Below are 15683 nucleotides of genomic sequence, written 5' to 3'. Positions count from 1 at the left end.
TCAGTACCCCTTGGCCATGAAACGTTCCCGTGCCGCGGCCACCGTGGAGCCCGACTCCCGGCGGGCCATCCTGCGGAGCACGATCGGCGCGAGCACCATACCCACGACGGCCCAGATGCCGAGCACCACGAACATCTCGGCGGTGCGCCACGACCCGCCGATCTCCGCGACGACCATGGCCTCGGGCAGCATCGCCGACCGGGCACCCAGCCCGAGCCAGTAGTAGGGGAACGCCTGACCCACCCACTGGAGCCAGGTGGGCAGCGCGGTGATCGGGTAGAAGATGCCGGAGGGGATGATCAGCGCCGTCGACGCCAGGAACAGCAGCCCGGTCTGCGCCGAGGTCTTGAACAGCGACCCGAGGGCCACGCTCGCCGGGACGGTCGCCACCATGCCCACCACGAAGATGAGCACCAGCAGGACCCACGTCCGCGCGTCGAGGCGGAGGTCCCCGGCCACCGTGAACGCCGGGATCACGAGCGCCACCAGGCTGACCGCCGCGGTCAGCGTGAACATGAGGATCTTGCCGACGAGGTAGCCGATCATCCCGTTCGGCGTCGCCTTCGCCCGCAGCAGCGTGCCGTCCTCGCGGTCGACGGCGATGGTGCTCGCCGCACCGGTCAGCCCGCCGAACGCGATCGACATGCCGACCAGGCTCGGCAGCACCATGGCGCCGAGCGCGAAGTCCGTGCCGGGCACGGTGCTGCCCCGCATGAACAGCAGCACGACCGCGTAGATGACGGGGAACGCGAGGTACCAGACGACGTCCGCGGGTTCGGCGAGCGAGTACTTCGTCTCCAGCCACCCCCGGGAGAGCCCCGCGCGCACGGCTGCCCGGCGCGCCTCGGTACGACCGGTCGTCGTCATGACTGCACCTCCTCGGTCTGTTCGGTGACCTGTCCGTCCAGGTCCTGCTGCCCGGGGCCGGCGGTCTCGGCCCGGTGGACCAGCGCCATGTACGTGTCCTCGAGGCTGGCCCGCCTGACCTCGAGGTCGGTGACCCCGGGATCACCGGCCAGGAGCCGGCGGACGAAGTCCGTCGGGTCGCCCTCGGCGACCGCGTGGACCTGCCGTCGGCCGTCGGCCGTCCAGCGCACCTCCGCCTGGGTCGTCAGCTCGCGCGCGAGCTGCTCGGCCGACCCGTCGGCCACGATCGTGCCCTCGTCGAGCACGAGGATCCGGTCGGCGAGCTTCTCCGCCTCGTCGAGGTCGTGCGTGGTGAGCAGCACCGTCGTGTTCTCGAAGTCGGCCAGGCGGTGCACCAGGTCGTGGAACTCGCGCCGGGCGTGCGGGTCGAACCCCGCCGTCGGCTCGTCGAGGAAGACGAGCTCCGGCCTCCCGACGATGCCGATCGCCACGTCGAGCCGCCGGCGTTGACCGCCCGACAGCTTCAGGATCTTGGCGTCCGCGTGCTCGGCGAGCCCGACCACCCCGATCAGCTCGTCGACGTCCCACGGCCGCGGCACCTCGGCCGTGGAGTACGGCGCGTAGAAGCGGGCGAGATACCCGAGCAGGTCCCGCACCCGCCACCGGCCGTGATCGCGCCACGACTGCAGCACCACCCCGAGCCGGGCGCGCCAGGCCTCGTCGCCCCGCGCCGGGTCCTGTCCCAGCACGGTGACCTCGCCCGCCGACCGCATCCGGAAGCCCTCGAGGATCTCGATGGTCGTGGTCTTGCCCGCACCGTTGGGGCCGAGCAGCGCGACGACCTCGCCGCGGCGCGCCGTGAACGAGACGCCCGTCAGCACGTCCTTCGTGCCGTACCGCATCCGCAGGTCGCGCACGTCGAGCGCGAGCTCGCCCGACGGCGGAGGCACCGGGTCCGTCATCGCATCCTCCGTACTGTCCATAGCAGGAATACTACGAGTCGTACCCCGGTCATGTCAGTCGATTTTTCCGGGCCGGTCCTCCGGAGGACCGGCCGCGGGGCCCGGGCGCGGTCCGGCTCGCGCCGAGCCGTGAGCGGTCCCGGGCACGAGATGGCGCAGCGGCCCACCGACCGGCCGGCTCGCCACGACGCGCACCACGCCGCCGCCGAGCTCCTCGCAGGACACCATCCCGGCACCGTTCCGCGTCACGGCCTCGGACGCCGCGGCGCACGCGTCGAACCCGTCGCGCAGGGCGGTGCCGCCCGCGAGCGCACCGAGGTCCGCCGCGGCCTGCGCCGCCCCGCGCGCGTTCTGCGCCGCACCCAGCGCCGCGATCCCGACGGCGAGCAGCAGGACCGCGGCGACGACCCCGAGCACCAGGACGGTGCCCGCGCCGCGCTCGTCCGGCTGCACCGGACGGTTCGCCGGACGGTTCGCCGGGCAGTTCGCCGGGCGGTTCGAGCGGGCCCGTCTCATGGTTCGACCCAGGCCGTCGCGGATCCCGTGGCCCGCAGCGGGCCGAACGCGCCGTCCCCCGCCACGGGCCGGGTGACCGTCACCCGCACCCACCGGCCCTCGTGCGACAGGGACATCTCCGCTCCCGGGCCGCCCACGCGTGCCACCACGGCCCGCACCGCGGGCTCCTGTTCTCCGATCGCCACCGCCCGTGCCCCCGCGCGGGCCGCGTCCAGGGCGCGCATCTGCGCCGTGGACGCGGCCGCGAGGGTGAGCACGGCGACGAGGACCAGCACCACCGCGGGCAGCCCGACGGCCAGCTCCGCGGTCACCGTGCCCCGTTCCGACTCACGTCTCGCCATGGGTCAGCCCAGCGAGAGGGCCGACTGGATCAGGGACGTGAGCATCCCCTTGATGTCGCCGCCCTTGATGACGGCGAGCAGGATCCCCGCGAAGGTGGCGGCGGCCACCGTCGCGATCGCGTACTCGGCCGTCGCCAGACCGCTCTCCGGATCGCGCCCGTCGGTCTCCGTCTGCGCCCCGTCCTCGGGCGCATCGCCCACCACAGCTCTCCTGACGACCATCTGTCCCCCTTCTCCGCCCGTGTCCGGGCTGTCCGGCCCGTGCACCGGCTCGACCGCCGGCGCACGAGCACCCTGTCCGGCCCGCCGTGGCGGGCCTCCGTCCACCGAGCGGTGGACGGCGTCGACGCGCCGGTGCGCGCCGAGGTCGTTCTCCGGTCCCCGCCCGCGCGTGGTCCGGCCGTCATCCCGCGAGCAGGTCGATGCCGAGGGCCAGCAGCACCGGAACCAGGCCCACCAGCACGAACGCCGGCAGGTAACAGGCCCCCAGGGGAAGCACGAGCCGTACTCCGAGCCGGGCCGCGGCGGTCCGCGCCGCCGAGCGCCGCTCGTGCTGCACCTCGTCACCCGCGGCACGCAACGCCTCGCCAGGCGCGGCACCGTCGAGCCAGGCACCGCGCAGCGCCCGGACCATCGGGGTGAGCGCCGCGGGAGCCCCCGCCCACGCCCGGTCCCAGTCGGCCCCGAGCACCAGAGCGCGTGCCGCACGCCTGAGCGCGCTCCCGAGCGGGCCCCCGACCGCCCCGCCCGTCGCCCCGAGTGCACGGGGTACCCCCGCGCCCGCGGTCAGCGCGGCCGCCACGAGGGACAGCACCACCTGCAAGTCCACGCCCGGCGGGTCGGTCCCCTGGGCCGCGCTCACCAGCCGGTCCGACCAGATCCGCCCCGTTCCCGCGAGCACCAGCCCGACGCCGACAGCCGCCGTGCCCACCCCGCCGTCCGTGGCCGTGGCGACCGGGTCCGCACCGAGCACCCAGCCCAGCAGCCCGCCCGCGACCGGCAGCCACGCGAGCATCCGGCCGGTGGTCCGCGGGCCGGCGAGCGCGGCGTCGCGTTCGGCACCCGCCTCCGCCTCGGCGACGAGGGTCCCGGAGACCTGCTCCAGCACCTGTCCGAGCGGCGCCCCCACCTCCAGCGCGAGCCGGGTCGCGGCGACCACCGCCTCGGCGTGCCGCGCGCCGAGCAGTGCCGTGAGCCCGGTGCGGTCGGGCACCCCGGTCAGGTCGACGCCCACGCCGGCCGCGCGGGACCAGGCAGGGCCGGGTGCCGCACCGGCGCGCAGGAGCGCGACCACCTGCATCACGACGACGCGGACGTCGCCCTCGGGACCGCGCCGGGCCCGGCGCGCCACCCGGTGAGGGCGCCAGCGGGGCCCTCGTCCCAGCCGCGTCCGCCTGCGTACCGACGCGGTGCCCACGGCTGCCCCGTCGCGGTCCCCGTCGCCCCGTGGGGGCAGCACGTCCCGCAGGCGCCGTCCGCCGTGTGCGAGCACGAGCCACGCCCCGGCCGCAACCAGCAGGCCCACCACGACGGTCGATCCGGCGGTCACCACGGGCCGTACCTGCTCACGAGCTCGTCCCAGGCCCGTCGGTCCACGGTCCCTGCGCTCCGCAGGTCCCAGTCCGCCGCCGTCCGGACCTCCAGCTCCCCGGAGGTGGTACGCCCCACGACCCCGATCTCGGCGAGGTGCCGCACCCCGCGCGTCCGCCTCAGGTGCAGCACCACGTCGAGCGCCCCGGCCGCCTGGGCCGCCACGGCCTCCCGGGGCATCCCCGCCAGGCTTGCCAGCGCCTCCAGCCGGGCGGGCACCACGGCCACGGCGTTGGCGTGCAGGGTCGCGAAGCCGCCGTCGTGGCCCGTGTTCATGGCCATGAGGACCTCGCGGACCTCCGCGCCGCGGCACTCGCCCAGCACGATCCGGTCGGGTCGCATGCGCAGCGCGTTGCGCACCAGCCCCGCGAGGTCGACGGCCCCCGCGCCCTCGACGTTGGCCCGCCGGGCGGCGAGGTGCACCACATGGGGATGCGCGGGCCGCAGCTCCCGTGCCTCCTCGACGGTCACCACCCGCTCGCTGCCGGGCACCAGTGACAGCAGGGCCGCGAGCAGCGTCGTCTTGCCCGTCCCGGTGCCGCCGCTGATCAGCACGTTGGCGCGCCGTCGCACGAGCGACCGCAGCAGGGCGGCCCAGCCTGCGGGCAGTGCCCCGCCGGCCACGAGCTCGTCGAGCGTGAGCACCCGCGTGCGCAGCACGCGGAGCGAGATCACGGCGCCGGCCTCGGCGAGCGGTTCCAGCACGGCGTGCAGCCGCGTACCGTCCGGCAGACGCGCGTCCACCGTGGGGCAGGCATCGTCGAGACGTTGGCCACCGAGGGCCGCCAGACGCACGGCGAGCGCCCGCACGCGTGCGGCGGACCCCAGGTCCAGCGCCACCCGGTCGAGGCCGGTGCCGCGGTCCACCCAGACGTCCCGCGGCCCGTTGACGAGCACGTCGGTCACGCCGGGCGCGTCGAGCAGGGCCTGCAGCGGCCCGGCGCCCGTGAGCTCGGCCCGGGCGCTGCGCTCGAGGTCGCGCAGCGCCTCGGAACCGAGCACCCGGCCGGAGTCCCGTACGGCGTCCCGGACCGCCACGTCCGCCGCGGTGCGGCCGTCGGCCAACCGTGCGCGGACGTCGTCGAGCAGCGAGACCGGCGCGCTCACAGCGCGCTCGCGAGGTCGCCGGCGAACCGCCCGAGCCGCGACCGGGACGACACCGCCGGACCGGCCCCCGCCTCCACCGCGCGGGCGAGCCGTTCGTCCCGCGGCATGGTCGCGACCACCGGCAGACCCAGACCCGCCTCGATCTCGCCGTCGTCCACGGCACCCGGAGCCGGGGCGCGCCCCACCAGCCGCACGTCGGACGTCCCGGCCTCCCCCAGGGCGTGGTGCAGGCGCCGCGCGCCGACGGCGGCCCGCAGCGTCAGCGGCACCACGACCAGGACCGTCGTGCACCCTGCGAGCAGCGTCCGCACCGCCGGGCCGTGGGCGCCCGGCCGGGGCAGGTCGAGCACCAGGGTCTCGCCGGAACGCACCAGCCCACGGCACACGTCGAGCACGACGTCGTCGTCGGGCGGCGGACCCGACGCCGTGCCGCTCACCACCGGCACCACACCCCAGCGCGGCAGCGCGGCCACCAGGCCCGCGCCGTCGACGTCGCCGCGCGCCTCGGCCAGGTCCGGCCAGCGCGCACCGCGCGCGCCGTCGTTCCCGAGGAGCAGCTGCAGGCCCGGGCCGTGGGCGTCGAGGTCGACGAGCGTCGCGCGCTCGCCGGTCCGGCGCAGCCCGTGGGCCAGGCACGCGGCCACCACGGACGCCCCGGCCCCGCCGCACGCCCCGATCACGCCGACCACCCGCCCCGGTTCCGACCCCTCGTACGCTGCGCCGACCATCGCCGCCTCCTCCACCCGGACGTGCCGGACCTCAGCCGGACGCCTGCGCCCGGGCCTCGCGCCACCGGCGGGCTCGCCGGGGCTCCGGTACGAGACTGGACGGCCCCGACCCGGTGCTGCCGCGACGATCCGGCACGCTGTGCACAACTCCGGAAAGGTGCCTCCTGTGGTCGATCTCCCGGGCTGCCGGCCTCGCCACCAGGGTCTGCGCGGGGACCGCACGAGTTTCGCCACGAGTGCCGGACACCCCGGCCGGGAGCCGCCACCGGCCGGGCCGCGCCGCTAGGCTCGGCGGGTGACCGAGCAGGTTCCCCAGACCGCACCCCCGCCGACGGCGCGCGCACCGCGCACCGCGGCGTTCTTCGACCTCGACAAGACGATCATCGCCACGAGCTCGTCGGCCGCCTTCTCCAAGCCGTTCCTCGCCGGCGGGCTGCTCTCGCGCGCCGACGTGCTGCGCAGCGCGTACGCCCACTTCGTGTTCCTGATCGGGAACGCCGACGCCGACCAGACCGAGCGCATGCGGGCGCACCTGTCGTCGCTCGTCACCGGCTGGGACGTGGAGAAGGTCCGCCAGATCGTCACCGAGACGGTGCACGAGCTCATCGACCCCTACGTCTACGCGGAGGCCGTCGAGCTCATCGCGGAGCACCACGCGGCCGGCCGGGACGTGGTGGTCGTGTCGGCGTCGGCCGCCGTGCTCGTGGAGCCGATCGCGGCGGTCCTCGGTGCGGACCACGTGCTCTCCACGCAGATGACGGTCGAGGACGGCCGGTTCACGGGCGAGATCGACTTCTACAACTACGGCGAGAACAAGGCGGGGGGGCTGCGCCGGCTCGCCGCCCGCGAGGGATACGACCTCGCGCAGAGCTTCGCCTACTCGGACTCGATCACCGATGCCCCGATGCTCGAGGCGGTGGGTCACGGCTACGTGGTCAACCCCGACCGGCTGCTCCGCCGGCGTGCCGCCCAGTCGGGCTGGGGCGTGCTCGCGTTCACCCGCCCGGTGGCGCTGCGGCCGCGCATCGAGCCCGCTCCGCTGATCGCCGTCGTCGGCGCGGTGGCCGTGGGCCTGGGCGTGTGGCTGGTCTGGCGCGCGGTCCGGCGCCGCGCCCGGCGCCGCTGACCCGACCCCCGGGCCCGCGGATCGGCAGGCTACAGGTCAAGCAAAAGTAAGGCCGAAGATTTTCCCCGCCAATTGGTCACATGACAGGAATTGGCAATTGTGAAGATCGGCCCGCCCAGGTTGCATTCACGCGCACAAAGCAGTGTGATTGTGTTCACAGCAAGTATTCAGGACGGAAGGGACCGCGCGAGCGTGGTCACCCCGTCCAGCTGGTGAGAGCGGTATCCGGCTTGAGGATGCTCCCGGACTCCGTACTCGTGGGCCGAGATCTCGCCACCGCAGTGGCCGGGCCCTCGCACTTCCGGATCGCGAACGGAAATTGCGAGGAGCCCGGCCGCACGGCGAATCGTTTCGCGGAATGCACGCCGGCTCGAAAGAACCACCACGCCCGACATTCAGCTGTCGCAGGCAGACGACCCCGCCCGTTCACCGCCACCGAGCGCGTGAGTACTGCGGCTGGGCCCCCACCCCGGCCTCCACCGGAGCCGTCCCGATCGCGTCGCCCAGCACATGAGCCGCCCGCAGGGGCCAGTACGGGTCGCGCAGCGCCTCGCGCCCGAGCATGACGGCGTCCGCCGAACCCTCCACCAGGATCTGCTCGGCCTGGTGCGGCTCGCTGATCAGGCCCACCGCGCTGACCGGGAGCCCGCTGACCTCGCGCACGCGCCGGGCGTGCGGCACCTGGTAGCCCGGACCCACGGTGATCGACGCGGGCGCGAGCCCGCCGGTCGACACGTCGATCAGGTCCGCGCCCAGCTCCCCGAGCCGCCCGGCGACCGCGGCGACGTCGTCCACCTGGAGCCCGCCGTCCAGCCAGTCGGTGGCGGACAGCCGCACCAGCACGGGCAGCTCGTCGGGCCACGCGGCCCGGACCGCCCGCACCGTCTCCTCGGCCAGCCGCGAGCGCGCCTGCGCCGACCCGCCGTACCCGTCCGTGCGGGTGTTCGCGAGCGGGGACAGGAACTGGTGCAGCAGGTACCCGTGGGCCGCGTGCACCTCCACCACGTCGAACCCCGCCTCCCGGGCCCGCCGCGCCGCGGCCGCGAAGTGCTCGGGGAGGTCCGCGACCTGGTCCGGCGTCATCTCGGCGGGGACCGCGTACCCGGGATACGGCGTCGCCGACGGACCCACGGTCGGCCACCCGCCGTCCGCCACGGGGACGCTGCCCTGCTCGGGCGCCCACGGGCGGTAGGTCGAGGCCTTGCGGCCCGCGTGGGCGAGCTGGATGCCGATGCGGGCCCCGCGGGCGTGCACGAAGTCCACGATCCGCTGCCACGCGGCGGTCTGCTCGTCGTTCCAGATCCCGGTGTCCTGCGGCGAGATCCGCCCCTCGGGGACGACGGCGGTCGCCTCGGTCAGGACCAGCCCGAACCCGCCGGCGGCGCGGGACCCGAGGTGGACGAGGTGCCAGTCGTCCGGGACCCCGTCCTGGGCCGAGTACTCGCACATCGGCGACAGCCAGGCGCGGTTGGGCAGGGTCAGGCCACGGAGGGTGACGGGTTCGAGGAGGAGGCTCACGTCAGGCCCCAACGTGGCCGGTGGCCGGGCAATTCCGTATCGGTCACGAACCGGTCTCAGGTGCTGACACGGGGTTGTGAGGAGTGTCACCGACCGGGACTACACTCACCGACCAGAGACAACGTCAAGGCAGCCCCAAGTCCCTGCCGAACCACCGCGACGACGACGCGCACCGGAGGTCACCGTGACAGAAGCCCACCCGACGTCGGGCACGGCATCCAGCCCCAGCCTCGAGAACCTGCTGCACGAGACCCGGAGCTTCCCGCCCGGCGCGGAGTTCGCGGCTCAGGCGAACGCGCAGGCCGACCTCTACGACAAGGCAGCGGCGGACCGTCTGGAGTTCTGGGCCGAGCAGGCCCGGGAGCTCGTCACCTGGCAGACGCCGTTCACCGAGACGCTCGACTGGAGCGGCGCCCCGGTCGCACGGTGGTTCGCCGACGGCACGCTGAACGCCGCCTACAACGCGGTGGACCGCCACGTCGAGGCGGGTCACGGCGACCGCGTCGCCATCCACTTCGAGGGCGAGCCGGGCGACACCCGCACCGTCACCTACGCCGACCTGCAGCGGGAGGTGTCACGGGCGGCCAACGCGCTGACCGACCTGGGAGTGAGCACGGGCGACCGGGTGGTCATCTACCTGCCGATGCTCGTCGAGTCGGTCGTCGCGATGCTGGCCTGTGCCCGCATCGGCGCGCCTCACTCCGTGGTCTTCGGCGGCTTCTCCGCCGACGCGCTGCGCAGCCGGATCGCCGACGCCGAGGCCACGCTGGTCATCACCGCGGACGGCGGCTACCGCCGCGGTGCGCCGTCGGCGCTCAAGCCGGCCGTCGACGAGGCGCTCGCCCCGAAGGAGGGCGCCGAGCCGACCACGGTGCAGAAGGTCCTCGTGGTGCGCCGCACCGAGCAGGATGTCGACTGGGTCGAGGGACGGGACGTCTGGTGGCACGACGCCCTCGCGGCGGCCTCCGACCAGCACGAGCCGGTCGCCGTCGAGGCGGAGCACCCGCTCTTCATCCTGTACACGAGCGGCACCACGGGGAAGCCGAAGGGCATCCTGCACACCACGGGCGGCTACCTGACGCAGGCCGCCTACACGCACAAGAACGTCTTCGACCTCAAGCCGGAGACCGACGTCTACTGGTGCACGGCCGACGTCGGCTGGGTCACCGGCCACTCCTACGTGGTCTACGGCCCGCTCGTGAACGGCGCCACGCAGGTGCTGTACGAGGGCACGCCGGACACCCCGCACCGCGGACGCTGGTGGGAGCTCATCGAGAAGTACAAGGTCTCGATCCTGTACACGGCGCCCACCGCGATCCGCACCTGCATGAAGTGGGGCGACGACATCCCGGGCGGCTTCGACCTGACCTCCCTGCGGGTGCTCGGCTCGGTGGGCGAGCCCATCAACCCCGAGGCGTGGATGTGGTACCGCCGCGTCATCGGCGGCGACCGCACGCCGATCGTCGACACGTGGTGGCAGACGGAGACGGGCGCGATCATGATCAGCCCGCTGCCCGGCGTCACCGCGGCCAAGCCCGGTTCGGCGCAGGTCCCCCTGCCCGGCATCGCGGCCACGGTCGTGGACGACGAGGCCAAGCCGGTGCCCGACGGCGGGGGCGGCTACCTGGTGCTCTCGGAGCCCTGGCCCTCCATGCTCCGCGGCATCTGGGGCGACCTGGAGCGCTACAAGGAGACGTACTGGTCGCGGTTCGAGGGCCTCTACTTCGCGGGTGACGGTGCCAAGAAGGACGAGGACGGCGACATCTGGCTGCTCGGCCGCGTGGACGACGTGATGAACGTGTCCGGTCACCGGCTGTCGACCACCGAGATCGAGTCGGCCCTGGTGTCGCACGAGATCGTGGCCGAGGCCGCCGTGGTGGGCGCGGCGGACGACACCACCGGTCAGGCCGTGGTCGCGTTCGTCATCCTGCGCGGCGACCACGCCGGCCGGGCCTCCACGCCGGAAGGTGCCGCCGAGGTGCAGAAGGAGCTGCGCGACCACGTGGGCAAGGAGATCGGCCCCATCGCCAAGCCCAAGAAGATCCTCGTGGTGCCCGAGCTGCCCAAGACGCGGTCCGGCAAGATCATGCGCCGCCTGCTGCGCGACGTCGCCGAGGACCGTGCGGTGGGCGACGCCACGACCCTCGCCGACTCGTCGGTGATGGACCTCATCACAGCGGGCCTGCAGGCGCCGTCGGCCTCGTCGGAGGACTGACCGCCTGACTCCCGGAACCCTGGCGAAGCGCTCCGCTTCGCCAGGGTTCTCCTCGTCCCGGACGCGTGCGGACCGTCGCCCATGCAGGAGGACACCCGTGCAGGAGGACGCCCATGCAGGAGGATAGGAAGATGCGTATCGCCGCTCCCATCGACATCGGCCCGCTCGACACCGAGGCTCAGCAGGCCGTCCGCGACCTGGCCGCGGCCGCCGAGGCGCACGACGGCGTGGCTCCGCTGTCGGAGCAGCCCCTCCTGAACCTGGGCACCGACGCCGAGTGGATCACGCACGTCGTCGCGCACACGACGTCCGGCAGCACCATCGGCTACGTGCAGATCGACCGGTCGGGCGAGACCGCGAGCGCCGAGCTGGTGGTGCACCCGGACCACCGCCGCAACGGCCGCGGTCGTGTGCTGCTGCGCACGGCCGAGCGGGACGCCACGCTCCCGTCGCGGTCGGGTGAACCGGGTCAGCACGGCAAGCAGCTCCGGGTCTGGGCGCACGGCGACCTCGAGCCGGCGCGTGGCTTCGCCCGGGCCCTGGGCCTGCGCCCGGTGCGCGAGCTCCTCTTCCTTGCCCGCCCGCTCGACGCGGCGGCGCTGCGTGCGCCCGAGCCGCCCGCCGGCTACCGCCTGCGCACGTTCCGGCCCGGTCCGGACGACGACGCGTGGCTCCGGGTCAACGCTCGCGCCTTCGCGGCCCACCCCGAGCAGGGCCGCATGACGCTCGACGACCTGCGCGCCCGCCAGGCCGAGCCGTGGTTCGATCCGGAGGGCTTCTTCCTGCTCGTGCCGGAGGACGCCCCGGACGCGGACCCTGCTGCCTTCCTGTGGACGAAGGTCGATCCGTCCGGCCCGGACGGAGCCCGCGAGGGCGAGACCGACGGTGCGATCGACGGTGAGATCTACGTGCTCGGCGTGGACCCGGACCACCAGGGCAGGGGTCTGGGCCGGCTGCTCACCGGCGTCGGCCTGGCGCACCTGGCGCGTGCGGCCACGCGCGCCGTCCTGTACGTGGAAGGAGACAACGCCCCCGCTCTCGCCACCTACGAGCGGGCCGGCTTCGCACGTGCCGCCGTCCACGTGCAGTACGCCCGCGCCTGACGAGATGTCCCGTCCGGATACACCTACTGTGTACCGAACGGTGACACCATGTGCCCTATGAAGGACAGCGCGGGGAACACCGTCGCCAGACCCCGGGACAAGAAGGGTCGATTCGTGAAGCAGAGCCCTCGCACGACGCCCGCCACGACCGAGAACGGTGTGCCCGGCGACCCCGCCACCGCGCCGTCCGACAAGCCGGCGGACAAGCCGTCCGACAAGCCGGCCCAGAAGCAGGACGAGAAGCAGGACGGCGCGCCCGCCCCGGACCTCACCGACCACGTGCCGGTCGAGGCCTCCGCCGACGAGATCCTGGACCCCCGCTCGGTGGACCCGAGCCTCGCCGCCCACATCGCCGAGCACATCGCGGAGAGCCCCGAGGGCACCAGTCTCCTGGAGCCGCAGCGCGGCGAGCCGCTGCCCGTCGACCGGTTCGCGGACCGGGAGCTGGGCTGGCTGGCGTTCAACCAGCGCGTGCTGGAGCTCGCGGAGGACTCGCGCATCCCGCTGCTGGAGCGCGTCCGCTTCCTGGCCATCTTCGCGTCGAACCTGGACGAGTTCTTCATGGTGCGCGTCGCCGGCCTGAAGCGCCGCATCGCGACCGGTATCGCGGTCACCAGCGCGTCGGGACTGAGCCCGCGGCAGGTGCTGGGGCGCATCTCGACCGAGGCGCACCGGCTCATGGAGCGGCACGCGCGCGTGTTCGAGGACGCGGTGCAGCCCGCCCTGGCCGCCGAGGGCATCACGCTGGTGCACTGGGGCGAGCTGGACGGCAAGGAGCAGGAGCGGCTGCACAAGTTCTTCCGCAAGCAGATCTTCCCGGTGCTGACCCCGCTGGCGGTGGACCCGGCGCACCCCTTCCCCTACATCTCGGGGCTCTCGCTCAACCTGGCGGTCGTCGTGGCCAACCCGGCGACGGGCAAGGAGCACTTCGCCCGCGTGAAGGTGCCGCCGCTGCTGCCCCGCTTCATCGCGGTGGACGCGTCCGGCAAGCCGCGGCGGCCGGGCACCAAGAAGGCGGACCCGCAGCGAGGGCCGATGTCCTTCGTGCCCCTGGAGGAGGTCATCGCCCAGCACCTGGACTACCTCTTCCCGGGCATGGAGGTGCGTGAGAACCACACGTTCCGCGTCACCCGCAACGAGGACGTGGACGTGGAGGAGGACGACGCCGAGAACCTGCTCCAGGCCATGGAGAAGGAGCTGCTGCGGCGCCGGTTCGGGCCGCCGGTCCGGCTGGAGATCGCGAAGGACATCAGCCCGCGCATCCGCGACCTGATCGTCCGCGAGCTCGGCGTGAAGGAGGAGGAGGTCTACGAGCTGCCCGCCCTGCTGGACCTCACGGGCCTGAACCTCATCGCCGACCTCGACCTGGCACCCCTGCACTACCCGCCGTTCGTGCCCTCGACGCACCGGCACCTGGCCGAGGTCGAGAGCTCCAAGCCGACCGACGTGTTCGCCGCGATCCGCCGGCGCGACATCCTGCTGCACCACCCGTACGACAGCTTCTCCACGAGCGTGCAGACGTTCCTGGAGCAGGCGGCGGCGGACCCGGACGTGCTGGCCATCAAGCAGACCCTGTACCGGACGTCGGGCGACTCCCCGATCGTGGACGCACTGATCGACGCGGCCGAGGCCGGGAAGCAGGTGCTGGCCCTGGTCGAGATCAAGGCGCGGTTCGACGAGGAGGCCAACATCTCGTGGGCGCGCAAGCTCGAGGAGGCGGGCGTCCACGTCGTCTACGGCATCGTGGGCCTCAAGACCCACTGCAAGCTCTCGCTCGTGGTGCGCCAGGAGTCCGACGGTTCCCTCCTGCGGTACTGCCACGTCGGCACGGGCAACTATCACCCCAAGACGGCCCGCATCTACACCGACCACGGCCTGCTGACCAGCGACCCGGACGTCGGGCAGGACCTCACGCGGCTGTTCAACCAGCTCTCGGGGTACGCCCCGAAGTCCACCTTCCACCGGCTGCTCGTGGCGCCCCGCGCCGTGCGGTCGGGTCTGGTGGACCGCATCGAGCGCGAGGCCGCGGCAGCCCGGGCGGGCCACGAGGCCTGGGTCAAGATCAAGGTCAACTCGGTGGTCGACGAGACGGTGATCGACGCCCTCTACCGGGCCTCGCAGTCCGGTGTGAAGGTCGACCTCGTCGTCCGCGGCATCTGCGCCGTGAAGGTCGGCGTGCCCGGCCTCAGCGAGAACATCCGGGTGCGCTCGATCCTCGGCCGGTTCCTGGAGCACTCGCGGATCTTCGCGTTCGCCAACTCGGCGGGCCCGGCTCTCGGCGAGGGCGCGGAGTCCGGCCCCGAGGTGTTCATCGGGTCGGCCGACCTGATGCACCGCAACCTGGACCGTCGCGTCGAGGCGCTCGTCCGGGTCACCGACCCGGGACACATCGGCGAGCTGCTCGGCCTCCTCGACGAGTCCATGGCCGACACCACCGCGTCCTGGCACCTGCTCCCGGACGGCCGGTGGGAGCGACCGGGGGGCGTGGACGGCAACGGCCTGCGCGACCTGCAGTCGGTGCTGATCCAGCGCCAGCGGCGCCGGCTCGAGCCCGTCCGGTGACCGGGCTGCGGTCCAGCGTGGGCACCGAACCGGCCGCGACGGGCAGGTCTCACACGCCCGTCGTCATGACGGCGGGCGGGCTCGTCTGGCGCCGCCGCGGCGGCGAGCTCCAGGTGCAGCTCGTGCACCGGCCCCGCTACGACGACTGGTCCTGGCCCAAGGGCAAGGTCGAGACCGGGGAGTCCCTCCAGGGCACCGCGGTGCGCGAGGTCGCGGAGGAGACGGGCCGGGAGATCGTGCTCGGCCGCCCGCTGCCCGGCCTGCAGTACCTCACGCCCGACGGGCGCGTGAAGCGCGTGCACTACTGGGCGTCCCACCGCGCCCGCCGGAAGAAGGACGCCGCCGCGCTGGCGGCTCGCGCCCCCGTGGCGCCCGTCGACCGGACCGAGGTGGACCAGGCCGAGTGGCTCAGCGTGACCGAGGCCGCCGCTCGGCTCACCCGCACGTCGGACCGCGGGCCGTTGGACGCGCTGGTGCACGCCGAGGAGGAGGGCACGCTGGGCACTCGTGCCCTCGTCATCGCCCGGCACGGCCGTGCCGTCCCGCGGACGGCATGGCACGGCGCGGAGCGCGACCGGCCGCTCACCCCCGCCGGGCACGGGCAGGCGGCCGCCCTGGTCCCGGTGCTGGCCGCGTACGGCGTCGAGCACGTGATCAGCTCCCGCTGGGAACGGTGCGCCACCACCATCGACCCCTACGTGCGGGCCGGGGGCCTGCGCCCCAGCTACAGCGAGAACCTCACCGAGGCACAGCACGAGCGCTCGCCGTCCCGCGTCGCGGCCACCGTGAGGGAGCTGCTGGAGGAGGCCACCGAGTCCTCCGTGCTCTGCACCCACCGTCCCGTCCTGCCGACGGTCCTGGACGTGCTCGGCCGCCACGCGCCCCGCGCGGTGGCGGACGGGCTGCCGTCCGCGGACCCGTACCTCGAACCGGGTGAGGTCCTGGTGGCGCACGTCGCCGACACGCCCGGCGGGCCGCGCGTCGTCGCCACCGAGAAGGTGAGCCCGCCGGTCTGGTGACCGCGCTGGTGGTGGACACACGTTCCAGA

The 15683-nt window shown here is 73.9% G+C and carries 14 protein-coding genes; 5 read left to right on the top strand and 9 right to left on the bottom strand.

Annotated elements, in window-relative coordinates:
- The 8 genes from APR03_RS04185 to ssd all read right to left on the bottom strand — a co-directional run bounded on the left by APR03_RS04185 (position 1) and on the right by ssd (position 6111).
- Entirely contained in the window at positions 1–867 is an 867-nt protein-coding gene (locus APR03_RS04185; protein WP_253833076.1) for an ABC transporter permease, read from the bottom strand.
- Positions 864–1850: an ABC transporter ATP-binding protein gene (locus tag APR03_RS04180; protein WP_253833074.1), complete on the bottom strand. Its 987-nt coding sequence runs from the start codon at positions 1848–1850 to the stop codon at positions 864–866. The genes APR03_RS04185 and APR03_RS04180 overlap by 4 nt, the downstream gene beginning before the upstream one ends.
- Before the next feature lie 33 nt (positions 1851–1883).
- Positions 1884–2345: an Rv3654c family TadE-like protein gene (locus APR03_RS04175; protein WP_253833072.1), complete on the bottom strand. Its 462-nt coding sequence runs from the start codon at positions 2343–2345 to the stop codon at positions 1884–1886.
- Positions 2342–2686 (bottom strand): TadE family type IV pilus minor pilin, encoded by a 345-nt coding sequence (locus APR03_RS04170; protein WP_253833071.1) that lies wholly within the window; start codon positions 2684–2686, stop codon positions 2342–2344. Before APR03_RS04170 ends, APR03_RS04175 begins: the two co-directional genes overlap by 4 nt.
- A gap of 3 nt (positions 2687–2689) precedes the next feature.
- Positions 2690–2887, bottom strand: coding sequence for a DUF4244 domain-containing protein (locus APR03_RS04165; protein WP_253833070.1), 198 nt, complete (start codon positions 2885–2887; stop codon positions 2690–2692).
- Positions 2888–3089: 202 nt separating this feature from the next.
- On the bottom strand, positions 3090–4238 hold the full coding sequence (locus APR03_RS25165; protein ID WP_253833069.1) for a type II secretion system F family protein: 1149 nt from the start codon (positions 4236–4238) through the stop codon (positions 3090–3092).
- Positions 4232–5383, bottom strand: a complete 1152-nt coding sequence (locus tag APR03_RS04155; RefSeq protein ID WP_253833068.1) for a TadA family conjugal transfer-associated ATPase — start codon at positions 5381–5383, stop codon at positions 4232–4234. Before APR03_RS04155 ends, APR03_RS25165 begins: the two co-directional genes overlap by 7 nt.
- Positions 5380–6111, bottom strand: a complete 732-nt coding sequence (gene ssd / locus APR03_RS04150) for a septum site-determining protein Ssd (protein ID WP_253833067.1) — start codon at positions 6109–6111, stop codon at positions 5380–5382. Before ssd ends, APR03_RS04155 begins: the two co-directional genes overlap by 4 nt.
- A gap of 295 nt (positions 6112–6406) precedes the next feature.
- Between ssd and APR03_RS04145 the strand changes: the two genes are divergently transcribed.
- A complete protein-coding gene (locus APR03_RS04145) occupies positions 6407–7237 on the top strand; it encodes an HAD family hydrolase (protein ID WP_253833064.1) in 831 nt (276 codons plus the stop codon).
- A 426-nt stretch (positions 7238–7663) separates the two neighbouring features.
- On the opposite strand, the gene APR03_RS04140 is transcribed toward APR03_RS04145, so the two are convergent.
- Positions 7664–8755, bottom strand: coding sequence for an NADH:flavin oxidoreductase/NADH oxidase (locus APR03_RS04140; RefSeq protein ID WP_253833062.1), 1092 nt, complete (start codon positions 8753–8755; stop codon positions 7664–7666).
- Positions 8756–8939: 184 nt separating this feature from the next.
- Here APR03_RS04140 and acs point away from each other — a divergent pair, with 184 nt between their 5' ends.
- From acs to APR03_RS04120, 4 genes are all read left to right on the top strand, one after another.
- Entirely contained in the window at positions 8940–10970 is a 2031-nt protein-coding gene (gene acs / locus APR03_RS04135; RefSeq protein WP_253833060.1) for an acetate--CoA ligase, read from the top strand.
- A gap of 131 nt (positions 10971–11101) precedes the next feature.
- Positions 11102–12073, top strand: coding sequence for a mycothiol synthase (gene mshD / locus APR03_RS04130; RefSeq protein ID WP_253833058.1), 972 nt, complete (start codon positions 11102–11104; stop codon positions 12071–12073).
- A gap of 48 nt (positions 12074–12121) precedes the next feature.
- Positions 12122–14635 carry an RNA degradosome polyphosphate kinase gene (locus tag APR03_RS04125; RefSeq protein WP_372494754.1) on the top strand — a complete coding sequence of 838 codons (2514 nt, stop codon included), beginning with the start codon at positions 12122–12124 and terminating at the stop codon, positions 14633–14635.
- A 65-nt stretch (positions 14636–14700) separates the two neighbouring features.
- Entirely contained in the window at positions 14701–15654 is a 954-nt protein-coding gene (locus APR03_RS04120) for an NUDIX hydrolase (RefSeq protein ID WP_253833454.1), read from the top strand.
- The last annotated feature ends 29 nt before the right edge of the window (positions 15655–15683 follow it).

The sequence above is a fragment of the Promicromonospora thailandica genome, assembly GCF_024171955.1.
GTDB classification, from domain to species: Bacteria; Actinomycetota; Actinomycetes; order Actinomycetales; family Cellulomonadaceae; genus Promicromonospora; species Promicromonospora thailandica.
The sequence above is the reverse complement of the archived record's forward strand: the minus strand, read 5'-3'. Positions and strand labels throughout refer to the sequence as shown.

Bases quoted from the DNA above. Each gene is read 5' to 3' on its own strand.
- mshD (WP_253833058.1), top strand. From the start codon at position 11,102: ATGCGTATCGCCGCTCCCATCGACATCGGCCCGCTCGACACCGAGGCT.
- APR03_RS04175 (WP_253833072.1), bottom strand. From the start codon at position 2,345: ATGAGACGGGCCCGCTCGAACCGCCCGGCGAACTGCCCGGCGAACCGT.
- APR03_RS04125 (WP_372494754.1), top strand. From the start codon at position 12,122: ATGTGCCCTATGAAGGACAGCGCGGGGAACACCGTCGCCAGACCCCGG.
- APR03_RS04180 (WP_253833074.1), bottom strand. From the start codon at position 1,850: ATGGACAGTACGGAGGATGCGATGACGGACCCGGTGCCTCCGCCGTCG.
- APR03_RS04185 (WP_253833076.1), bottom strand. From the start codon at position 867: ATGACGACGACCGGTCGTACCGAGGCGCGCCGGGCAGCCGTGCGCGCG.
- APR03_RS04120 (WP_253833454.1), top strand. From the start codon at position 14,701: ATGACGGCGGGCGGGCTCGTCTGGCGCCGCCGCGGCGGCGAGCTCCAG.
- APR03_RS04170 (WP_253833071.1), bottom strand. From the start codon at position 2,686: ATGGCGAGACGTGAGTCGGAACGGGGCACGGTGACCGCGGAGCTGGCC.
- ssd (WP_253833067.1), bottom strand. From the start codon at position 6,111: ATGGTCGGCGCAGCGTACGAGGGGTCGGAACCGGGGCGGGTGGTCGGC.